The sequence below is a fragment of the Clostridium sp. genome, assembly GCF_036569345.1.
Lineage (GTDB): Bacteria > Bacillota > Clostridia > Clostridiales > Clostridiaceae > Clostridium_AD.
In genome coordinates, this window is the sequence record NZ_DATCQT010000018.1 from 78,070 (window position 1) to 100,450 (window position 22,381).

Consider the following 22,381-nt stretch of genomic DNA (forward strand, 5'->3'; position numbering starts at 1 on the left):
TACTAAAGTTTAACTATTATTAAAAGTAAAAAGGGACTTTTCAGCCCCAATTTTATCTCATTCTTTCTCTAACCTTAGCAGCTTTACCAACTCTATCTCTTAAGTAAAATAGTTTAGCTCTTCTAACTTTACCTAGTCTTACAACTTCAATTTTATCTATTACTGGAGCATTTACTGGAAATGTTTTTTCAACACCAACACCAGATGCTACTCTTCTTACTGTGAAAGTTTCTCTTAAACCGCCATTTTGTCTTTTAAGAACGGTTCCTTCGAATACTTGGACTCTCTCCTTGTTACCTTCACTGATTTTGATGTGAACCTTAACAGTATCACCTACATTAAATACTGGTAAGTCAGTTCTAATTTGTTCTGATTCTATTGCTCTTATAATTTCTAACATGTGCATTCCCTCCTAATATTTTATTGTGACGTTCATACTCATTATAAAATGGCAGAGGACCGCCCGTACTAGCACAAACTATATTTTATCATAAAATTGTATATATATCAACATAAAAATATCTTTTATGCTTTTACTCAAGATATGTTAACTTCAAATGAATTTTAACCAATATCATATTCAGTATTTGCATTCCTTAATAATTTTTTATCTTCCTTCGTGAGAATAAGTTTTTGAAATAAATCCGGCCTTTTCTCTCTAGTTATTAAAAGTGATTGAAGTCTTCTCCACTTTCGTATATTTTCATGATGTCCTGAAATCAACACCTCTGGAACGTTTTTGCCCTCAAAACATTCTGGTCTTGTATAATGAGGATATTCCAGTACTCCATCATAAAAAGATTCTTCAGTGAAACTTTCTGCACATGATAATACACCTGGAATTAACCTGCAAATACTATCCACTATGGGAATACAGGCCATTTCTCCACCTGTTAAAACATAATCACCTAAGGAAATTTCCATATCAATATAATCATAAGTTCTCTCATCAATGCCTTCATAATGACCACATACAAATATTAATTCTTTTTCCTCACATAGCTTTTTTGCAATATCTTGAGTAAAAGTCTTACCTCGTGGACCCAAAAATACTACCTTTCCACCATTATGCAATTTAGCATCCTTAATACAATCTACTAGTGGTTGAGTTTGCATTACCATACCCGCCCCTCCACCATAAGGAGAATCGTCTACTTTTTTATGTTTACTTAAAGAAAAATCGCGAATATTGTGTGATGAAATGCTTAATATATTTTTCTCTATTGCTTTTCCAATCATACTATAATTGAAAACATCAAACATTTCGGGAAATAGAGTTAATATATCTATTTTCATTCTTGCCATTCTTTTACTGGCTTAATTATTATTATATGTTTATCAATATCTATGCTTATTACAATATCCTTAAGTACTGGTATAAGCAATTCTTCTTTTCCCTTTACCCAGTATACATCATTACCAGGTGTACTAAGAACATCAAATACTTTTCCAAGTTCTTCTCCAGCCTCATCATAAACGACACAATCAATCAAATCTGCCACGTAATAACTGCCCTCTGTCAATTTAACTGCATCTTCACGGCTAACCATCAGGTACTTATTTCTATATAAATCTGCTTGTTCTATGCTGTCTATACCTTCAATTTTGAGTATAACTTTATCTGTTTGAAGTTTACATCCTTCAATTTTCCTAAGTTCGCCATCAATGTATACGCTTTTTAATTTTTTAAATCTTTCAAGTGAATCAGATAATGAAAAAACTTTAACTTCACCTTTTAACCCGTGTGTTTTACCAATCTGACCAACACTCATAAAATCCTTCATTTAAAATCCTCCTTCCAAATTTACTTATATTAATATGTAGCATTAAAAATATAATTAAAATAAGAGTTAGGCAGAACCTAACTCTTACTTTATTTCAACAACTACTTTTTTATTTTCTTTAACAGCAGCTGCCTTTACAACAGTTCGAATAGCTTTAGCTATTCTCCCTTGTTTTCCTATAACTTTTCCCATATCCTCATGTGCTACTGATAATTCAAGAAGTACCGTATGCTCATGTGCTACTTCGTTTACTACCACCATTTCTGGTCTATCAACTAAATATTTTGCCAATACTTCAAGTAACTGTTTCATGGAAAACTCCTCCATTCATTACTTACAAATTTTTCTAGTTGACTGCTATTTTACTAAGTAACCTTTTAACTGTATCAGATGGTTGTGCACCATTCTTCATCCACTTAGTTGCTTTTTCAACATCAATTTTAATAGTAGTTGGTTCTGTTGTTGGGTTGTAGTATCCTATTTCTTCAATAAATTTTCCATCTCTTGGAGATCTTGAATCTGCAACTACCACTCTATAAAATGGAGCATGTTTAGCACCCATTCTTTTTAATCTTATTTTAACTGCCACGTATATCACCTCCTTAAATCTAAATTTACTAATTACTCAAGTTTTTATTAAAAAGGCATTTTACCAAACATACCTTTTTTACCAGGTTTTTGGAATCCTTTTGCTTGCTTCATGAATTTTTTCATCATTTCAAAATCTTTTAACAACTTATTTACTTGTTGTACTAGGGTTCCTGATCCATTTGCAATTCTCTTTTTCCTAGAAGAAGAGCTACTAACCAAATTAGGATGTTTTCTTTCTGATAAAGTCATTGATCTTATGATAGCTTCAACTTTTCCCATTTCTTTTTCACTTTGAGAAAGATCTACACCCTGCAGTTCTTTTTTATTTGCTCCTGGCATCATTTCAATTAATTTATTCAATGGTCCAAGTTTTTTCATTTGTTGCATAGATGCTAAAAAATCATCTAAATTGAACTCTTGTGAAAGCATTCTACTCCCAAGTTCCTTTGCTTCATTTTCATCTATAGACTGCTGTGCTTTTTCTATTAATGTAAGCACATCACCCATACCAAGTATTCTTGATGCCATTCTATCTGGATAGAAAACTTCCAAATCATTCATTTTTTCTCCGGACCCAACAAACTTAATAGGTTTTCCGGTCATTGCTTTAATAGATAGTGCGGCACCACCTCTTGTATCACCATCTAATTTGGTCAAAATCACTCCAGTAATATCTAATTGTGAATTAAAACTCTCCGCTACATTAACTGCATCTTGCCCTGTCATAGAATCTACAATTAGCATTATTTCACTTGGCTTCACAATTGCTTTTATGTCTTGAAGCTCATTCATTAAGTTTTCATCTATATGAAGTCGCCCTGCTGTATCTAGTATAACCACATTGTTACCATTATCCTTAGCAAAGGCTAATGATTCTTTTGCTATTTCAACTGGACTCACCTTGTCTCCCATAGTAAATATTGGGACATCTATTTGTTTTCCAACTACCTGCAATTGTTTAATTGCAGCTGGCCTATATACATCACAGGCAACTAATAGTGGTTTTTTATTTTTTCTTTTCAATGAAAGAGCAAGTTTTCCACCCATTGTGGTTTTACCAGCACCTTGAAGTCCTACTAGCATTATAACCGTTAATCCATTTATAGAAAACTCTAATTTGCTTTCTGAATTACCCATTAAATTAGTTAACTCATCATTAACAATTTTAATAACCTGTTGACCAGGTGTTAAGCTTTGTAATACTCCATTGCCTAAACACTTTTCACTAACATTTTTCACAAAATCTTTTACTACTTTATAATTAACATCTGCTTCAAGTAATGCTAATTTTACTTCTCTCATAGCATCTTTAATATCTTTTTCGGAAAGCTTACCCTTACCTTTTAATTTTTTTATGGTATCCTGTAACTTAGAAGATAACCCTTCAAATGCCATAATAAACCTCCTAAATATTTTCAATAAGCTGGGTCTTTATATCACATATAATCTGATTATTTTTTTCATCTTTTATATCAATCTGTAAATTTTCTAATTTTGATAGAATGTTTTTTAAGTTTTCTTTCAGTTTATGATTTTTATTAAGTAATTTCAATTTTTCCTCATACACTAAAAGTACATTATCGGATCTTTTAATGGTATCATGAATAGCTTGCCTACTAGTATTATTTATCTCAGCTATTTCAGATAAAGACAAATCATTATTAAAATACAAATCCATTATATCCCTTTGCTTTTCAGTAAGCAATTCACCATAAAAATCCAATAGTAGGGAAATCTCAAATCTTTTTTCCATTTCATCACCGACTCACAAATAATATAATATCAGAGTTTAAATAGAGTGTCAAGTAGTTTTACTTAACAGGCCATTTTTTTTATATAAAGAGTTACCTATATTTATATTTTAAAATAAAGCTTCTACAAAATCTTTTGAATTAAACACTTGTAAATCATCAATACCTTCACCAACACCTATATATTTAACCGGTATATCAAGTTGCCTTTTTATTGATATTACAACACCACCTTTAGCCGTACCATCTAATTTAGTTAGTATTATACCGTCTATTGGGCATACCTCCATAAATTGTTTAGCTTGTTGTACTCCGTTTTGACCTGTTGTGGCATCAAGTACTAATAATGTTTCCATATGAGCCTCACTATACTCCCGCTTAATCACCCTATTTATTTTTGCTAATTCATCCATAAGATTTTTTTTATTATGAAGTCTACCTGCTGTATCACATATTAGAACATCAATTTTTCTTGCTTTAGCTGCTTGAACAGCATCAAAAACTACGGCAGCAGGATCAGACCCCTCTTGGTGTTTTATTAATGGCACACCTGCCCTAGTACTCCAAACTTCTAACTGGTCAATTGCTGCTGCTCTGAATGTATCTGCCGCAGCAATAAGAACTTTATACTTTTCAGCTTTTAAACTTGTAGCCATTTTACCAATGGAAGTAGTTTTTCCAACTCCATTAACGCCAATCACCAAAATTACCTTGGGCAACTCCACAGTCTTTATAGGATTTTCGTCGTTTCCTAATATATCAATTAAAACTTCTTTTAAACACGGTTTAATTTCTTCTGGTTCTTTTATTTTATATTCTTTCACCTTTTTTTTGAGTTCCTCTATAACATAAATTGAAGTCTCCACACCTATATCTGAGGTGATTAATATTTCTTCTAATTCTTCGTACAATTCATCATCAATTGTAATGGCTAAGTTTAGTACTTGACTAACTTTTTCAGTGATGCTATTTCTTGTTTTTGTTAGCCCATCTTTTAATTTATCAAAAAATCCTCCAAACATTTCTAATCCTCCTCATTTGCCTTCTATGGAAAATCGTTACATCTTTTTACTTATTAAAATCTACAGATACTATTTTTGACACTCCCTTTTCCTCCATTGTAACGCCGTACAATACATCTCCAACTTCCATAGTTCCTTTTCTGTGAGTTATTATAATAAACTGAACATTATCCGAAAATCTCTTTAAAAACTCCGCATATCTAGCTACATTTGCATCGTCAAGCGCTGCCTCTATTTCATCCAAAATACAAAATGGAGTTGGCTTCATTTTTAGTATAGCAAATAATAACGCAATAGCAGATAAAACTTTTTCTCCACCAGACATTAAATTTATATTTTGCAGCTTTTTCCCTGGTGGCTGTACATTAATATCAATTTTTGATGTAAGTTCATCACCTTCTGTAAGTATTAAATCCGCACTTCCACCCTTAAACAATTCCACAAAGGTTTCATTGAAATTTTGCCTTAATACAACAAAGTTTTCTGCGAATATTTTTTTCATTTTTTCAGTCATTTCACTTATTACAGTTAATAATTCATTTTTAGCTAACACCAAGTCATCCTTTTGACTATCCATAAAAGTAAATTTATCTTTGACTTCCTTATACTCTTCAATAGCACTTACATTGATATTTCCAAGCATTGATATAGATTCTTTTAGTATTAATATTTCTCTTTTTGTCTTATCAATGTCTTTAATCTTATCACTGTCTTCAATTTTATTTTTAACTTTTAATTCTTTTTCAAATTGCAAAGCTTCTGCATATGTTAGTTCAAAGTCTTCATTCAATTTATTGTAATAAGTATCCTTTTCCATCTCTACCTTCGTGCAAGCTAATTCACATTTATGTTGCTCTTTTTCAATTTTTCCAAGCATTATCGAACCATTATCTAACTGTTCCACACTTATTTTTATATGCTCTTTAATTTTAATTCTTTGAATTTCATTATCCTCAAGTTTTCTTTCCGTTTTTTCTAATATGATCTTTATTTCATTTACTTTTTCATTAGCACTTTGAATTGCACATTCACTTGTGATCTTATTTTTTATTGCTTCTTCAATTTCTCTAGAAAATATGTTTATCTTTTCATTATACACAAGTGTTTCATTATTTAGTCTTTGAATTTCTAATCGTTTGTTATTTATTGTTTCATCAATTTGGGCTTTTTTTATCTTAGTAACATTAATTAAATCTTTTATATTCTCAATTTCTTGCAATTTATCTTTTAATTTGAAATCAACATTACTAATATTTATCTGTATTTTACTTTTTTCAAGTATAAGCTTTTCAACAGCTATATTTTTTTCTTTAATTTCATTATTACCCTTTTGAACATTATTCTCTTCTAAGCATTTTTCAGCGTCTAACGTAATAATATTACCCTTTAGTCTATCTGCTTCATCTTCTATAGAATTTATTTTAGTTTCTATTTTTGCGACTTCAATATTTCCAAGTTGAACCTCCCCCTTGAAATGTAAGTTTTCTTCATCAAGTCTTAGAATTTCAGTTCTACTCTTTTGTATTTTTTCTAAGTATATAATCAATTCATTTTTTAACGTATGTAAATACTCAGCTAGTTCTTTAATTTCTCTTTTTCGCCCAATTACACTTGAAGTCTTTGAATATATACTTCCACCAGTCAATGACCCACCTACGTTTATTACCTCACCAGTTAGTGTAACAATCTTAAATCTATAATTATTCTTTTTAGATATTCGAAGTGCTGAATCCATATCACTACATATAATTGTCCTTCCTAAAATAAATGCTACAACTTCACTAAACTTCTCATTATAACCTATTAATTCGCTTGCTATCCCTAAAAATCCAAAACTCTTCTTAGTTTCATTATCAAGAACAAGTTTCTTTCCCTTAATAATGTTTAATGGTAAAAAGGTTGCACGTCCAAGATTATTTGCTTTCAAATAATTAATCAACATTTTCGCAACAATTTCATTTTCAGTTATTATGTGAGATATGGAGGCTCCCAGGGCAATTTCTATGGCTATTTCTAAATTCTTTTCAACCTTTATAATTTCTCCAAGTACACAACATTCAAGAATATTACCTACTTTGCCTTCATTCACATGTTGCATTAAATTTTTTACAGACTTATTATAACCTTCATGCTTTTTTTCTAAAGTTGTTAGAACGTTAAAATTAGCTTCAGTTTTATTAATATTAAAATTACAATTCTTCATAGTTTTTTCATCAAGGGTTAAAATATTTTGAATTCTTAAGGTTTCCTTCTTGTTCTCATTAAATTTATTTTCATAAAGGACTATTTTATCTTTGGATTTTTCCATTTGGCTTTCAAACATTATTTTTGTAGTTGCATTAGTTTTTGATAAATTAAAGAAGTTTTCAATAGTATTTTTCAAAGCAACTACTCTTGTTTTAGACATGTCTATATTATTATTCAAAATCAACAAACGATTTGTAACCTCAGTAGTATTATCAATATTTACTTGTTCTTCTTGTTTAAAAGTTTTAGCCTCGACGCTCTCTTTTTTTATATTTTCTTGAATATTATTAATTTTCATCTCTTTTAATTGAATTTTTTCTACTATTTCTATTTGAGTATTTTTTATAATATTTAAAGAATCGTCTGATTCTTTCACTTTTTCTTTAAATTCCAATATATTTTTATTAATCAAATGACTCTCATTTGAGGTTTTAGTAATAATTTTCTCTAAATTTTCTATTCTCTCATTTAGAATGTTTATTTCAGAATTACTATTTTGATGAATTAGCTTATTATTATAGTATAATTGTTTTTCTTCCTGACTTTTATTTTCAAATTTTTCAAATTCACTATTCCAGTATTCAGTATCATTTTTGAACTGATTTTTTCCGTTTGTAATACTTATAACTTCGACCTTTAATTTATCACGTTCCTCATTTAATCTTTTAATCTTTTCTTCAACTTTATTAATAGAATCAACAATTATGCTAACTTCTTTGCTTTTCAATTCTTCAAAAAACTTCAAGAATTTTTTTGCCTTTTCACTTTCATTCATCAATGGTTCTAATCTTTCTTCATATGTGCTTAAAATATCTTTTATTCTAATTAAATTCTGATCTGTATTATCCAATTTCTTTTCTGATTCTTCTTTTCTACTCTTAAACTTAACAATTCCTGCAGCCTCTTCAAACAATTTTCTTCTTTCTTCAGTTTTACCACTCAAAATAGCATCAATCTTGCCTTGACCTATAATTGAATATCCTTCTTTTCCTATACCAGTATCCATAAATAGTTGTTGAACATCTTTTAATCTACAGGATGTATTATTTATCAAATATTCACTTTCCCCAGAGCGATATAATCTTCTCGATATCGTTACATTAGAATAATCTATATCCAGTTCGTTATCAGTATTATCCAAAGTAAGTGAAACTTGAGCCAGGCCAACTGGTTTCCTAAACTGTGTACCGGCAAATATAACATCCTCCATTTTATCTCCTCTTAGATTCCGTGCACTTTGTTCTCCAAGCACCCATCTAACAGCATCAGATATATTACTTTTGCCACTACCATTAGGTCCAACTACTGCTGTAATACCCTTCTTAAATGTTAACTCTGTTTTATCTGCAAATGATTTAAATCCTCTTATTTCAATAGATTTTAAGAACATTGAAACACTCTCCTATTTAACTAAATAACATTGGTAATACAAAACTTAAAGTGAAAATTACAATAATACCATAAATCAATATCTTCGTATATTTATCTCTTTTTTTTCTATTCATACTTCACCTCATATTTTTATTTTCATAATTTTTTTTAATATAAAAAAGTATATATTACGATAATTTAGTTTAATGTAATATATACTATATTAACGTTCTAAGGATAGAAATTATATATCTACTTTTAAACCCTATTCTATATAATAGATTAAAATCCTTTTTTATACTTTTCTGATACATATTCATATATGGTCATGATAATACATTTCTCTTCTATACATATACTAACACTTCCACGAATAATGGTAATATCTTGACATACCTCTATTGAGATTGGCTTTATTTGTTTTTTCATGTCATTAAAAAAGCTTTTACCATTTGCATAAAGTTTTGAGATATCTTTTGGGTTTATTTTCACTATAACTTTATTAGCAAAAGAAGGTTCCTTTAAATTATTTGTGATAACCTCATGTAATAAATCATTATATATACTACCCTCAACGAGTTCCCTAAATGCAGGATGAAATGGTCCCGCAACAAGATCGTTACCTTCTGATATTTCCTCCGTGGGCTGTAATCCTATCCTGATCACATTTATTTGATTTACAATCATCATAATGTAAATAATTTTACTTATATTCACTGCTTCACTTAATGAATAGGGTTTGAATTTTTGCTCTTTATACATTTTTTCCATTTGTGTATCTTTAATTACAAGAGCTGGATATATTCGACAAATATCAGGTTTAAGAGCAATAGACCTTTTAGATGTCTCAATATCCTTATCTATATTGTCACCAGGGAGACCTATCATTATTTGATGCCCTAAGGTAAAACCATACTTCTTTATAAGTATGGAAGCAGACTCTACATCACGTGCTGTATGCCCTCTTCCAGATTTCAATAATACCTGTGCATCCATTGATTGTACTCCAAGTTCTATAATATCTACAGAGTATTTTTTCAGATTGCTTAACACACTATCGTTTATATAATCTGGTCTTGTAGATAATCTAATGAACTTTATTTTATTATTGTCTTTAAATTTCTTTGCAACTGTAAGAAGTTCAATCTGTTTTTCTGTTTTTATAGCTGTGAAGGTTCCTCCAAAAAATGATACTTCAATAATAGCATCATCTTGATTTATTGTTTTAAGATATTCATTTACTGTTCGCTCAACATACATGGCATCAACTTTTGACTTTGTACCAGTTATGCTATTTTGATTACAGAATACACACTCATGTGGGCAACCTTCATGTGGAACGAATATAGGAATAATGTAATGCAAATTACTCATGCATAACCTCCTGGTTATGAATAACCTCCTGATTATCCATAACTTCTTTGGCTGCATTTTGTTCTGCTTCTTTTTTACTAAATCCTTGCCCTGATCCTTTTATACAATCATTTATTAATAAATCAACAAAAAATTTTCTTTTATGTGGTGGCCCTTCAAATTTTACAAGCTCATAGTTAATATTGACTTGTCCATTTTGCTGAAATATTTCCTGAAGTTTTGTTTTATAATCCAAAACTATCTCATTACTAATTGCTTTCTCTATAATTGCTTTAAAGTTATTAAGTATAAATAACTTAGAGTATTCTATTCCTTTATCTAAATATATAGCCGCAATTATGGCTTCAACACAATCAGCCAATATTGAAACTCTATTTCTACCACCAGTTATTTCTTCACCCTTGCTCATATTCATATATATTCCGAGTTTCCAACCAATTGCAATTTCACAAAGTGAATTTTCACAAACAATTAGTGACCTAATTTTAGTTAGATATCCTTCAGGCTTTTCTGTAAAACGCAGGTATAAGTATTCAGATATTACAAGTTGTAATACTGAATCACCTAAGAACTCAAGTCTTTCATTGAACTCAACTTTCTTTTTCTGATTTGCATAGGAGCTATGGGTTATAGCAGTTTTTAATAGCTCTTTCTTACTAAAATCCAATTCCAGTTCCTTTTCAAGATCCTGTAATTTTATATTGCTTTTCATAATCATTACTCCTTTTCGGAAGTTTATTCAATATTTTTTATCTTCATTTTTAAAATTCTTCAAGTTTATTATTCAATTTACTTTTGCATCACAAATAAAATAACGTATGTATTTATTATTTTTTAAATATACTTTAATAGTAAATTCAAAAATAAGCTTGAAAAAAGCTAAAGGCCCGCATAATTGCGGAGCCATATGTTATTCTTCGGAGTGGACTTTAATATACTCTACTATATCGGAAACAGTCACAATCTTTTCAACATCTTCATCAGGAATTTCTATATCGTATTGTTCTTCAAGTGCCATGATTAACTCTACAATATCAAGAGAATCGGCTCCTAAATCATTCATAAAAGATGATTCCATTTTTATCTCTTCTTCGTCTATACTTAACTGTGATGCGATGCACGCTCTAATTTTTTCAAACATAATATCTTTTCACCTCCTTAACTTTCTATAAAATTTATACCAATAATTATTTGTTATATTTATAAACTATACAATATATTATATAATTTTAATAGGTTTTTATTAACTAATCAACGATTAATCTTCATATTTTATTTTAACATTGAACTTCATGATATTAAAAAGCTACTAGTGTCAATATTATAAATTATTATTTATGTTTTTTTCCTTCTCTGATAGTTTTTCAATTTCCAATTTTAATTTATTTACAACATCATTATCATAAAATATTTTAGCTTGTTTAATTGCATTTTTAAAAGCTTTACCATCTGAGCTTCCATGAGCTTTAATACAAATTCCATTCACTCCTAGGAAAGCAGCTCCTCCGTATTCTTTATAATCAAAATCCTTCTTAAACTTTTTAAAAACTGGTTTTAATAATATTCCCCCAAGCTTAGTTCTTACTGATCCCATTATACCCGTTTTTAATATATCAAATATATTAGCAACTGTACCTTCATATAATTTCAAAATTACATTCCCTGTGAAACCATCACAAACTAAAACATTAACGTCACCCGTAGGAATTTCTCTAGCTTCCACATTACCTACAAAATTTAAATTTGCTTCCTTTAGCAATTTATGAGCTGATTTTGAAAGTTCATTACCTTTTTCTTCTTCAGTTCCTATGTTTACAAGACCCACCGATGGATTAGATATTTTTAGAATATTTTCAAAATATGTTTTCCCCATAAGTCCAAATTGCACTAAATAATGAGGTTTGCATTCTGCATTTGCTCCACAGTCAATTATCATAAATGGCCTTTTACTACCTGGCATTACTGGTGCTAGCGCTGGTCTATCTATGCCTTTTATTCTTCCTATTATAAGCGTACATCCTGCTAAAAAAGCTCCAGTACTTCCAGCTGAAATAATAGCATCTGCATCTCCATTTTTCACAAGATTTAATGCTTTTACTAAACTTGAATCCTTTTTTCGCTTAATAGCCATTACTGGATGCTCATTTGTACTTATAATTTCTCGAGCATCAACAATCTTTATTTTTTTACAATCATAAGTATACTTTTTTAGTTCTTCTACAATTTCTTCTTCATGACCAGTTATTACTATATCTATACCATATTCTTTTATTGCTGCAACACAACCTTCAACCACAGCATTTGGAGAAAAATCGCCACCCATTCCATCCACAACTACTACCATTATAAACCCTCACTTTGAATGTGCCTTATACATATTTAGTAATATTTATTTGTATAATTATATTATATACTATATTGAATAAATATTTCTAGTATTCATAATACTAAATACAAATATAATTTTTTTTAATTTATTTAAAAAAATAAAAAGAAAGTCTTTCGACTTTCTTTTTATTTTGCTTCCATAACAACTACTTCTCTATTTTTGTAATATCCACAGTTTTTACATACTCTATGAGCAAGCTTCATGTCGTGGCACTGAGGGCACTCAACTATTCCTGGTAAACCAAGTTTAAATGTCTGCGCTCTTCGAGAATCTCTTCTACCTTTTGAAAATTTTCTAGCAGGATTTCCCATTGTAACACCTCCTTAATCAGTTGAAAACAAATTTTTTAATTTTGCCAACCTTGGATCAACATCATCAAATTCACATTTACATGTGCCATGATTTAAATTAATTCCACACTGATGGCATAAGCCTTTACAACCTTTATTACAAAGTTTTTTTATAGGCAGAATAGAAATGATATTATTTTCTACAATTTCATTTAGATCTAATTTATCATCTTCAATAAAAATAATATCCTCTTCTTCACTCTTTAGAGTTTTCGATAGTCTTTCATTTAATTCAATATGTATTGAATAAGAAAAGGTCTCAAGACACCTAGAACAAGCAAGTAATAGTTCAGTATCAATACATCCAGTCAAATCTATTTCATCACCATCTGGCTTTAAAATCAAATCTAACTTAACCGGCTTAGAAAACCCTATAAATTCATTATCATAGAAAAACTTTTCTTTTTCTAAATCTAACTGAATTTTCTTTCTTGTTTTTTTATTACTAAATAATTCTGAAATATCTATTAACATACTATCCACTCTGAATAACTAAATATAATTTAGTTTTTCTCATATAAAGAAAATCTTTATACCTTGTATAAAAAATATACAGCTCGAGCAAAGCCTCTGCGTCCCTCCTAACTAAATTGTTTTTTACTTACATCAAACACAGTTTATTATATAAACAATACAGTAAAAAGTCAAGAATTATTTATCATAAAAATTAGCATTAATTTTATTATATTAAATTTAATGTATCTCTTGCAATTACTAATTCCTCATTTGTTGGTATAACAAATATTTTAGTTTTAGAATTATCAATGCTAACTTCTGCTTCTTTTCCGCGAACATTATTCTTTGACTTATCTATAACTGCTCCTAAGAATTCTAATCCAGTACATATCTGTACCCTAGTTTCTGGAGAGTTTTCGCCAAGTCCAGCAGTAAATATAATTGCATCTACTCCACCCATTACTGCAGCATAAGAACCTATAAATTTCTTAACTTTATAGCAAAATATATCAATTGCTAACTGTGCTCTATGGTTCCCATCTTTATGTGCAGCTGTTTCTAAATCTCTGAAGTCACTACTTACTCCTGATATTCCGAGTACGCCTGATTTCTTATTCATTACATCATTTGTTTCATCAATTGTTAAGTTTAATTCTTTCATTATATATGTTATTATAGCTGGATCAATGCTTCCGCACCTAGTTCCCATAGCTATTCCTTCAAGTGGGGTGAACCCCATACTTGTTTCTATTGATTTACCATTTTGAATGGCCGCAATACTTGCTCCGTTACCTAAATGACAAGTAATTAATTTTAAATCTTTTATATCTTTACCCATTAATTCTGCTGCTCTATCTGAAACATATCTGTGAGATGTTCCGTGGAATCCATATTTTCTAACACCATTGTTAGTGTATAAATCATATGGAAGTGGATATATGTATGCAACTTCTGGCATTGTTTGATGGAATGAAGTATCAAACACTGCTACCATAGGAGCATTTGGCATCAATTCTTTACAAGCATTTATCCCAATTATATTAGCTGGATTGTGAAGAGGTGCGAGTTTTACAAATTCTTCTAAGCTTTTCATTACATCATCATTAATTAAAACTGATTTTGCATATTTTTCTCCACCATGGACTACTCTATGCCCCACAGCATCTATTTCTGATAAATTTTTAATAACACCATGCTGGGCATCTACAAGTGCTCCAATTACCAATCTAATAGCATCTGTATGGTCTTTCATTGACTCATTAATAATATATTTTTCACCATTAACCTTTTGTGTTAATATTGATCCTTCCATTCCTATTCTCTCTACTAGTCCAAGTGCTAGGCATTCTTCATTCTCCATATTTATCAGTTGATACTTAAGTGATGAACTTCCACAGTTTATAACTAAAACTCTCATTAAATTTGCCTCCCGAGTCGTATATTTTTAAATGTTTGTCATATATAAAATTATTTATTAGCTTGAGATTGCACTGCAGTTACCGCAACAACATTAACTATATCATCCACGTTGCATCCTCTTGATAAATCATTTATAGGTTTTGCAAATCCTTGGCATATTGGTCCAATAGCCTTTGCTTTAGCAAATCTTTGCACTAATTTGTATCCAATGTTTCCTGATTGAATATCTGGAAATATTAAGACATTTGCATGTCCAGCTACATTACTGTCTGGTGCTTTTAGATTTGCTACGCTACTAACAATAGCTGCATCTAACTGAAGTTCCCCATCGATTTGTAAATCCGGTCTAGCATTTCTTGCAATTTCAGTAGCTTTTACTACTTTATCTACAAATTCATGTTTTGCACTACCTCTTGTTGAAAAAGATAACATCGCTACCTTTGGTTCAAAATCACATAATGCTTTTGCATTATCGGCAGTACTGATAGCTATATCTGCGAGTTCTTCTGCATTAGGGTTTATATTAACAGCAGAATCTCCAAATAAAAGTAGTCCGTTTTCTCCATATTCATTGTCAGGCAATTCCATTATAAAAAAACTTGAAACAATCTTCATTCCTGGTGCAGTTTTAATGATTTGCATTCCAGGTCTAAGTAAATCCCCTGTATAATGTACTGCTCCTGAGACCATTCCATCGACTTCTCCCATTTTAAGCATCATAGTTGCAAAATACACACAATCTTTAACTGTCTCTTCCGCTTTTTCTATTGTCATTCCTTTCTTTTTTCTTAGTTCATAAAATTCCTTAGCATAAATCTCAGCTTTTTCAGAAGTTTTTGGGTCTACAATTTCTATTCCTTCAAGATTAACTCCGAATTTACCTGCTTTCGCCTTGATTACAGCTACATCTCCTATTAATATTACCTCGGCTAATCCTTTATTCTTGATAATTTCACTTGCTTTAATAGTTCTTTCCTCTTCACCTTCTGGAAGTACTATTCTTTTTTTATCTGCTTGCGCTTTTCTACATATTTTTTCTATAAATGTCATTCTTATGTCTCCTCTCAGTTATTATTAACTTATGACCATTAATAACATACAAATATAATATACACCATTTCTCTTACACATTTCAACATAAAATGGTAAAATCAATTATATATATCTTTTTAATTTTCATTATTTTTGCCTTTAAACAAAATATATATACTTTTATTTATTCATTTTCTATTATATAATATAAATAAATATAAGTTTTATATTAGCTTTAATGAGGTGATTTAATGAATACTTCTGGAATAATTGTTGAATATAATCCATTACATAATGGTCATGTATATCATATTAATAAAACCAAAGAGCTTACAAATTGTGATGTTTTAATTTGTGTTATGAGTGGAAATTTTACTCAACGTGGAATTCCATCGCTTATAGATAAATGGACAAAAACTAAAATGGCTCTAAATAATGGAGTAGATTTAGTAATAGAACTTCCAACCATTTACAGTGTGTCCTCAGCAGAATTTTTTGCGTCTGGCGCATTAAGTCTTTTAAATAGCTTAGGCATAGTGGATAATATTTGCTTTGGTAGTGAACATGGAGTTATTGATGACATATATAATATTTCGAATATATTACTTAAGGAGCCTATTGAATTTAAAACACTATTAAAAACTTATTTATCCAAAGGTATTGTGTACCCCTTGGCAAGGTCTAATGCACTTTATGACTATTTAATAAATTCAAACATGAGAACTTCAAACTTATTGTCAGGTAATTTTTTAAATTCCTCTAATAATATATTAGGTATAGAGTATTGTAAAAGCTTAATAAAATTAGGAAGTTCTATTACACCTTACACCATAAAAAGAGAGGGTGGGCATTATAACAGTAATATTATGCAGAATGAGTTTTCAAGTGCTACTGCTATAAGAAAATTTATTAAAGAAAATGGTTCTTTAACAAAACTTAATGGTCATATTCCAATTTCAGTATTATCTGAACTTGAAAACTTACAAACTAAAAATTATAAATTTACATTTGAAGAATCCATGTTCCCATACATTAAACATAAATCTGCTACATCAAAAAACTCTCTAGTAAATTTACCAGATGTATCTGAAGGACTTGATAACAGGATTATTAGATCATTACAAAATAATTTAAACTACTCAAGTACACTTGAAGATATAAAAACCAAAAGGTACACTTATACCCGGTTAAGTAGAATATTATGTCAATATTTTATAGGGTTTGATAACTATGACACCAAAAAATTAAGATCAATTCCTTGTCCTTACGCTCGGATTTTGGGATTTAATTCAAATGGAAAATCAATTCTTAAATCTATGAAATCAAACAGTAGTATTCCACTTTATACTAAAATGCCTAAAGACTTGAGTGAAATACTACAACTAGATATCCAGTCTACAAGGGCTTACAACATTTTAAATAACAGTATTGGACCTAATAGTGATTATTTGATATCCCCTATCATTCTAAGTTAAAAATAAATGCTACTATCTTTTATAGATAGTAGCATTTATTATATTTAAAATTAATGTTTCCAATACATAAGTTTATTAGAGTTTAAATATATTTAATAAAGTAATACTTTAAAAGGGGTTTAGCATTGAAATTACTGTTAATTATATTATTAATTTTAATAATACTATTATTGTTTAAACTATTTAGAAATTTAAAAATAAATCTAATAATAACATTAATTTGTTCGTTTATTATTATTCAGATAATATTAGCACCAAATATATGTATACAGTACGCAATATCTGGTGCAAAATTGTTTTTTAATGCAATTTTCCCTTCGCTTTTTCCATTTTTAGTTATAATTAATATTATAATAAGTTATGATGGCATTCGCATTTATTCTAAATTATTGGGAAATCTAATTTGCAAACCATTAAAACTACCAAAAGAATGTAATTTTGCGCTTTTAGTTAGTGTTTTATGTGGTTATCCTTTAGGCGCAAGGTATACTTGTGATTTGTACGAGAAAAATATAATTGATTTAGTGACTTGTGAAAGATTACTAAACATCGCCTCTAATGCAAGTCCCTTATTTATTATGGGTGCAGTAGGTACTTCTATGATGTTAAGTCCTAAAATTGGTTATATATTATTACTATCTAATATTCTATCATGTTTATTTATGGGACTTATACTTCCCTCAAAAAAACCTTATTTTAAAATTAAAAATCGAAGTAGCAATTTTTCGAAAATAGATTCAACGTATTTAAATATTGGTATGATACTTAAAAGTAGTATTGAAGATGCTATTAAAAATTCCTTAAATATAGGTGGTTTTATAGTAGTATTCTCTGTACTAACAGGAATGATTAAAGACAATGTTTTATTCCACATTGCCCTCAATAGATTTTCTTTAATTATTGGATTCTCTGGCGACTTTATAGAAGGTTTATTACTCGGTATGCTAGAAATGACTAATGGATGTTATTTAATATCGTCAAGTAATTCAAGTCTATATGTAAAACTTCCAGTTCTAAGTTTTTTAATTGCTTTTAGTGGTTTGTCCATTATTTCTCAAGTTTATAGCTATACCTCTAAATATGATGTCTCAATAAAAAAATATATAACTCGAAAATTCATTCAAGCTATAATTTCTTCAATTTTAACATTAATTTTATACTTCATTTTTCTACATACTTCATCTATTTTTACATTTAATAACATGGGTATATACAAAAGCAGTAATTTATGCTTACTAATATTAATAATTTTATTTTTTCCAATAGTACTTATAAATATAATTAAACTATTTCATTCCTCTTAATTCTTTTACATTTTCTCTTATTGAAGTTGTTGTATCTGTAACTTCTCCCTGCAGAGATATTAAAAATTCTTGAACATCACCTTTAATCTTATGAAGCATTTTCTGCCCTTTTAACTCAATTTCTTTATCCAATTGAGATAGTATTTCATCCGCATAGTCTTTAGCTCCAAGTCTCATGATTTTACCATCTCTTTGAGCTGATGCTATAATTTCTTCTGACCTTGTCTGTGCTTCTTTAACTAGGTCTTGCTTTTCTACTCTTCTTCTTATTTTATCAATAGTCTCTTCCTCAAAAATCTTAGCCTGTTTCTTCGCATCAACAAGAATTCGTTCTTTTTCATCGCAAATCCACTGGGCTTTCTTAAACTCATCTGGCAAATGATTTATTATTTGATCTACTATATCTAATATCTCTTTTTTATTTATAACCGACTTACCAGTAACAGGTATTTTAGATGAACTTTCTATAATTCCTTGGAGATATTCTAATAGTTTTATAACATCCATATTTCCCCCCTATTTAAAATTAATTTTCTTAATAATATCTGGAATGATTTCCTCAGGTACTAACCCTTTAATACATCCTCCAAGCATAGCAACCTGTTTAACTGAAGAAGAACTTATATAACAATAATCTGTTTTTGTCATCATAAACACGGTTTCCTTACCTGGATCCAATTTATTATTCATTGATGCCATTTGAAACTCATACTCAAAATCTGAAACACTTCTGAGTCCTTTCACTATGACATTTACACCCTCTTTATTCATTAGATGAACAAGTAAACCACTAAATTTTTTCACTTTCACATTAGGTAAATTTTTTACTACATTTTTTATTTGTTCCACTCTCTCGTCTACAGTAAATAGACACTTTTTCTCAGGGTTAACAACTACTCCTACGATTAATTCTTCAAAAACTCTAGACGCCCTCTTAATAATGTCTAAATGTCCATTTGTTATTGGATCAAAACTTCCAGGGCAAATTGCTTTTTTCATGTTATGCCTCCATGTTTCCTCTGGGTTAGCTAATTTTTCTTAATTACTAGCTCCCTTATATTCGTAAAACAATACAGTAGTGTTACCATATTTTCTTGATCTTACAAGATGAATAATAGAATTCCCGTCATATATTTCTTCTGAAGAATCTATTTTACAAACAATTAATCCATCTTTCTTTAATAGACTATTTGTTGTTATAATCTCAATAGCGGGTGGAATCATGTCCTTGGCATATGGTGGATCTATAAAAATTAAATCAAATACAACTTTTTCATCCGCAAATTGTTGCATATATTTATATGTATCACCTTTTAAACATTTACATTTATCATTAAACTTTAAATTATCGACATTTTTTTGCAACATCTCAAAGGTAGTATCGCCCATATCTATTAAATAACAAATCGCCGCTCCTCTGCTTGCTGCCTCAAGTCCCAAGCTTCCAGTACCTGAAAACATATCAACCACTACGGCATGTGGCAATTTATTTTGGATTATACTAAATATAGATTCTTTAACTCTATCTAATGTGGGCCTCGTTCCCATCCCCACAGGTGACAATAACTTTCTTCCTCTTGCACTTCCTGCAATAATTCTCATATGTTTATTCCTCCATCTAAGCAAGTTTCGATAATATTTTATCATATATATATAATATATACAAAACTATTTTTTCCTTAATTGAAACAAATATAGCTAGAACTTTTCTCAATTTTTTCTATTATTTCATTCTTTAGCTTCACGTCTTCGATATTATTACTTTGTATTAACCTTTTCGCTTCATTATTTGCAAGTTTTAAAATATCAAAATCTTCAATTACATCTGCTAAAATTAAACCTGATTCACCATGCTGGTGTGTACCAAACAATTCTCCCGCACCCCTGGTTTTTAAATCTTCTTCAGCAATAAAAAAGCCATCATTACTTTTTATCATTATTTGAATCCTTTTTCTCACTATATTGTTTGTGATATTAGCAAGTAGTATACAATAGGACTTATGTACTCCTCTTCCTACCCTTCCTCTGAGTTGATGGAGTTGTGCAAGGCCAAATCTTTCTGAGTTTTCGATTATCATAACTGTAGCATTGGGTACATTTACACCAACTTCAATTACTGTGGTAGAAATTAACGCCTTAATTTCACCTGTTTTAAATTTATCCATAATTTCATTTTTAAGTTTACTCGGCATTTTACCATATACCATCCCTATTTCTATAGAACTAAACTGTTCCTTTTTTAATTTTTCATAAAGAGTCTGGACTGAACTTAACTTCATTTCTTCATTTTCTTCAACAAGTGGACAAACCACGTATACTTGTCTTCCCTTTTTAATTTGGTTTAGAGCAAATTCGTACACTTTTCCACTAGTTTTCATACTCTCATAGGATGTATCAATGTTTTGCCTTCCTGGTGGCAATTCATCTATAATGGATACATCTAAATCACCATATAAATATAAAGATAGTGTTCTCGGAATGGGAGTAGCTGTCATTACAAGAATATCTATATTTTTACCTTTATTCGAAAATTTATTTCTCTGCGATACCCCAAACCGATGTTGCTCATCGGTAACAATCATGCCTAAGTTCTTAAATCCCACATTATCTTCAATAAGCGCATGAGTTCCAACAATAATATCTATTGTTCCATTTTTTAATTCCTGTTTAATCAATTCTTTATTTTTATTCGTTGTACTTCCACTTAATATTTGTATTTTTAATGAAAAATCTTTTAATACATTTTGAATTTCTTCATAATGTTGTTTTGCTAGGATTTCAGTTGGAGCCATCATAGCCGCTTGGTACCCGTTTTTCACAACATTAAACATAGTAATAATAGCCACTATAGTTTTACCACTTCCAACATCCCCTTGTAAAAGTCGATTCATACCTACATCTTTCTTTTGATCTATTAGAATTTCTCGCACAACCTTACTTTGTGCCTTTGTAAGCTCATATGGAAGCGCATTTTTAAGTGTTGTAAGTTCTGGAGCTATTTTAAATTGAATGCCACTATTACGTGATTTTATAAACTCTTTTAACATTAATATCTTTAATGAATACGTAAATAATTCTTGGAATTTAAGTCTCCTTCTTGACTCATTAAGGAGTTCTATACTTTTAGGACTATGTATATTACGAGTAGCATCATCTAAAGAACAAAAAGAATATTTTTCCACAAGCCATTTTGGAAAATTATCTGTTATTTCAATATTACAAAGTACATCAGATATAATTTTATTAAAAAAATTATTAGTAATATTATTTTTAAGTGGATACTTGGCAATCATTGTATTTGTATCCATTGATGTATTTTTTACAATTTTAGGATTCATAATTGTGATTTCTTCCTTGAATTTGTTAACTTTTCCTGTAATAATATAATTACTTGAAATTTTAAAACTATTTTTTGCATATCTTTGATTAAACCATTTACCTTTAAATCTGTTATCCCCTTGGCAAAAAACTACAGTAGAAAGAGTTTTATTATTTTTTAATCTAGCATCTTTTAATATATTTAACACATTGCACTCTACAATGACTTTTTCACCCTCTACGCAATCTAAAATGCTCACCTTTGCGAATACATTCTCATAATCTCGTGGGAAATATAATAATAGATCTAAAATGCTAAAAATCCCACATTTATTTAAATTTTCTGCCATTTTAGGTCCAACGCCCTTTATATATTTTATATCGCTATAAGTATTCACAAACACCACTCCAAAATAATATTTTAATAATAGCCCTGTTTGTTTTAGATTAAAATAGATAATTAAAACTTATAACTCTGATATAAGAAAAAAAGCCCTA

The 22,381-nt window shown here is 29.5% G+C and carries 23 protein-coding genes; 2 read left to right on the top strand and 21 right to left on the bottom strand.

Annotated elements, in window-relative coordinates; all coding sequences use genetic code 11:
- Positions 1 to 52 precede the first annotated feature (52 nt).
- The 17 genes from rplS to pta form a co-directional block, all read right to left on the bottom strand.
- Positions 53 to 400 (bottom strand): 50S ribosomal protein L19, encoded by a 348-nt coding sequence (rplS, locus tag VIM70_RS01165; RefSeq protein ID WP_331943379.1) that lies wholly within the window; start codon positions 398 to 400, stop codon positions 53 to 55.
- A 164-nt stretch (positions 401 to 564) separates the two neighbouring features.
- Positions 565 to 1,296 (bottom strand): tRNA (guanosine(37)-N1)-methyltransferase TrmD, encoded by a 732-nt coding sequence (trmD, locus tag VIM70_RS01170; RefSeq protein WP_331943268.1) that lies wholly within the window; start codon positions 1,294 to 1,296, stop codon positions 565 to 567.
- A complete protein-coding gene (gene rimM, locus VIM70_RS01175) occupies positions 1,293 to 1,784 on the bottom strand; it encodes a ribosome maturation factor RimM (RefSeq protein WP_331943270.1) in 492 nt (163 codons plus the stop codon). Before rimM ends, trmD begins: the two co-directional genes overlap by 4 nt.
- Positions 1,785 to 1,868: 84 nt before the next feature.
- Complete coding sequence (locus VIM70_RS01180) at positions 1,869 to 2,096, bottom strand: KH domain-containing protein (protein ID WP_331943272.1); 228 nt, start codon at positions 2,094 to 2,096, stop codon at positions 1,869 to 1,871.
- A 34-nt stretch (positions 2,097 to 2,130) separates the two neighbouring features.
- Positions 2,131 to 2,373: a 30S ribosomal protein S16 gene (rpsP, locus tag VIM70_RS01185; protein WP_298837484.1), complete on the bottom strand. Its 243-nt coding sequence runs from the start codon at positions 2,371 to 2,373 to the stop codon at positions 2,131 to 2,133.
- A gap of 47 nt (positions 2,374 to 2,420) precedes the next feature.
- Positions 2,421 to 3,770, bottom strand: coding sequence for a signal recognition particle protein (gene ffh / locus VIM70_RS01190; protein ID WP_331943278.1), 1,350 nt, complete (start codon positions 3,768 to 3,770; stop codon positions 2,421 to 2,423).
- 10 nt (positions 3,771 to 3,780) lie between these two features.
- Entirely contained in the window at positions 3,781 to 4,128 is a 348-nt protein-coding gene (locus VIM70_RS01195; protein ID WP_331943280.1) for a putative DNA-binding protein, read from the bottom strand.
- A gap of 108 nt (positions 4,129 to 4,236) precedes the next feature.
- Positions 4,237 to 5,148, bottom strand: coding sequence for a signal recognition particle-docking protein FtsY (gene ftsY / locus VIM70_RS01200; RefSeq protein WP_331943282.1), 912 nt, complete (start codon positions 5,146 to 5,148; stop codon positions 4,237 to 4,239).
- A 46-nt stretch (positions 5,149 to 5,194) separates the two neighbouring features.
- Complete coding sequence (gene smc, locus VIM70_RS01205; protein ID WP_331943284.1) at positions 5,195 to 8,785, bottom strand: chromosome segregation protein SMC; 3,591 nt, start codon at positions 8,783 to 8,785, stop codon at positions 5,195 to 5,197.
- Positions 8,786 to 9,048: 263 nt separating this feature from the next.
- Entirely contained in the window at positions 9,049 to 10,140 is a 1,092-nt protein-coding gene (locus tag VIM70_RS01210; RefSeq protein WP_331943286.1) for an elongator complex protein 3, read from the bottom strand.
- Positions 10,133 to 10,852 (bottom strand): ribonuclease III, encoded by a 720-nt coding sequence (gene rnc, locus VIM70_RS01215; protein ID WP_331943288.1) that lies wholly within the window; start codon positions 10,850 to 10,852, stop codon positions 10,133 to 10,135. The genes VIM70_RS01210 and rnc overlap by 8 nt, the downstream gene beginning before the upstream one ends.
- Before the next feature lie 198 nt (positions 10,853 to 11,050).
- Complete coding sequence (acpP, locus tag VIM70_RS01220) at positions 11,051 to 11,284, bottom strand: acyl carrier protein (protein WP_331943381.1); 234 nt, start codon at positions 11,282 to 11,284, stop codon at positions 11,051 to 11,053.
- A 177-nt stretch (positions 11,285 to 11,461) separates the two neighbouring features.
- Positions 11,462 to 12,484: a phosphate acyltransferase PlsX gene (gene plsX / locus VIM70_RS01225; RefSeq protein WP_331943290.1), complete on the bottom strand. Its 1,023-nt coding sequence runs from the start codon at positions 12,482 to 12,484 to the stop codon at positions 11,462 to 11,464.
- A gap of 170 nt (positions 12,485 to 12,654) precedes the next feature.
- Entirely contained in the window at positions 12,655 to 12,840 is a 186-nt protein-coding gene (gene rpmF, locus VIM70_RS01230) for a 50S ribosomal protein L32 (protein ID WP_216305459.1), read from the bottom strand.
- Between the two features lie 12 nt (positions 12,841 to 12,852).
- Positions 12,853 to 13,353 carry a DUF177 domain-containing protein gene (locus VIM70_RS01235; protein WP_331943294.1) on the bottom strand — a complete coding sequence of 167 codons (501 nt, stop codon included), beginning with the start codon at positions 13,351 to 13,353 and terminating at the stop codon, positions 12,853 to 12,855.
- 208 nt (positions 13,354 to 13,561) lie between these two features.
- Positions 13,562 to 14,752, bottom strand: a complete 1,191-nt coding sequence (locus VIM70_RS01240) for an acetate kinase (protein WP_331943296.1) — start codon at positions 14,750 to 14,752, stop codon at positions 13,562 to 13,564.
- Positions 14,753 to 14,802: 50 nt separating this feature from the next.
- Positions 14,803 to 15,804, bottom strand: a complete 1,002-nt coding sequence (gene pta / locus VIM70_RS01245; RefSeq protein WP_331943298.1) for a phosphate acetyltransferase — start codon at positions 15,802 to 15,804, stop codon at positions 14,803 to 14,805.
- Between the two features lie 233 nt (positions 15,805 to 16,037).
- Between pta and VIM70_RS01250 the strand changes: the two genes are divergently transcribed.
- Together VIM70_RS01250 and ylbJ are read left to right on the top strand one after the other, a co-directional pair.
- Entirely contained in the window at positions 16,038 to 17,261 is a 1,224-nt protein-coding gene (locus VIM70_RS01250) for a nucleotidyltransferase (RefSeq protein ID WP_331943300.1), read from the top strand.
- Between the two features lie 125 nt (positions 17,262 to 17,386).
- The gene (gene ylbJ / locus VIM70_RS01255; RefSeq protein WP_331943302.1) at positions 17,387 to 18,565 is read left to right on the top strand and encodes a sporulation integral membrane protein YlbJ; all 1,179 of its coding nucleotides are present in this window, start codon (positions 17,387 to 17,389) and stop codon (positions 18,563 to 18,565) included.
- Here the strand turns inward: ylbJ and VIM70_RS01260 are convergent.
- The 4 genes from VIM70_RS01260 to recG form a co-directional block, all read right to left on the bottom strand.
- Entirely contained in the window at positions 18,548 to 19,072 is a 525-nt protein-coding gene (locus tag VIM70_RS01260; protein WP_331943304.1) for an ATPase, read from the bottom strand. The two genes, ylbJ and VIM70_RS01260, sit on opposite strands and share 18 nt — an antisense overlap.
- Before the next feature lie 9 nt (positions 19,073 to 19,081).
- Positions 19,082 to 19,564 (bottom strand): pantetheine-phosphate adenylyltransferase, encoded by a 483-nt coding sequence (coaD, locus tag VIM70_RS01265; protein ID WP_331943306.1) that lies wholly within the window; start codon positions 19,562 to 19,564, stop codon positions 19,082 to 19,084.
- 39 nt (positions 19,565 to 19,603) lie between these two features.
- Entirely contained in the window at positions 19,604 to 20,167 is a 564-nt protein-coding gene (gene rsmD, locus VIM70_RS01270) for a 16S rRNA (guanine(966)-N(2))-methyltransferase RsmD (protein WP_331943308.1), read from the bottom strand.
- Between the two features lie 77 nt (positions 20,168 to 20,244).
- On the bottom strand, positions 20,245 to 22,281 hold the full coding sequence (gene recG / locus VIM70_RS01275) for an ATP-dependent DNA helicase RecG (RefSeq protein ID WP_331943310.1): 2,037 nt from the start codon (positions 22,279 to 22,281) through the stop codon (positions 20,245 to 20,247).
- Positions 22,282 to 22,381: the final 100 nt, after the last annotated feature.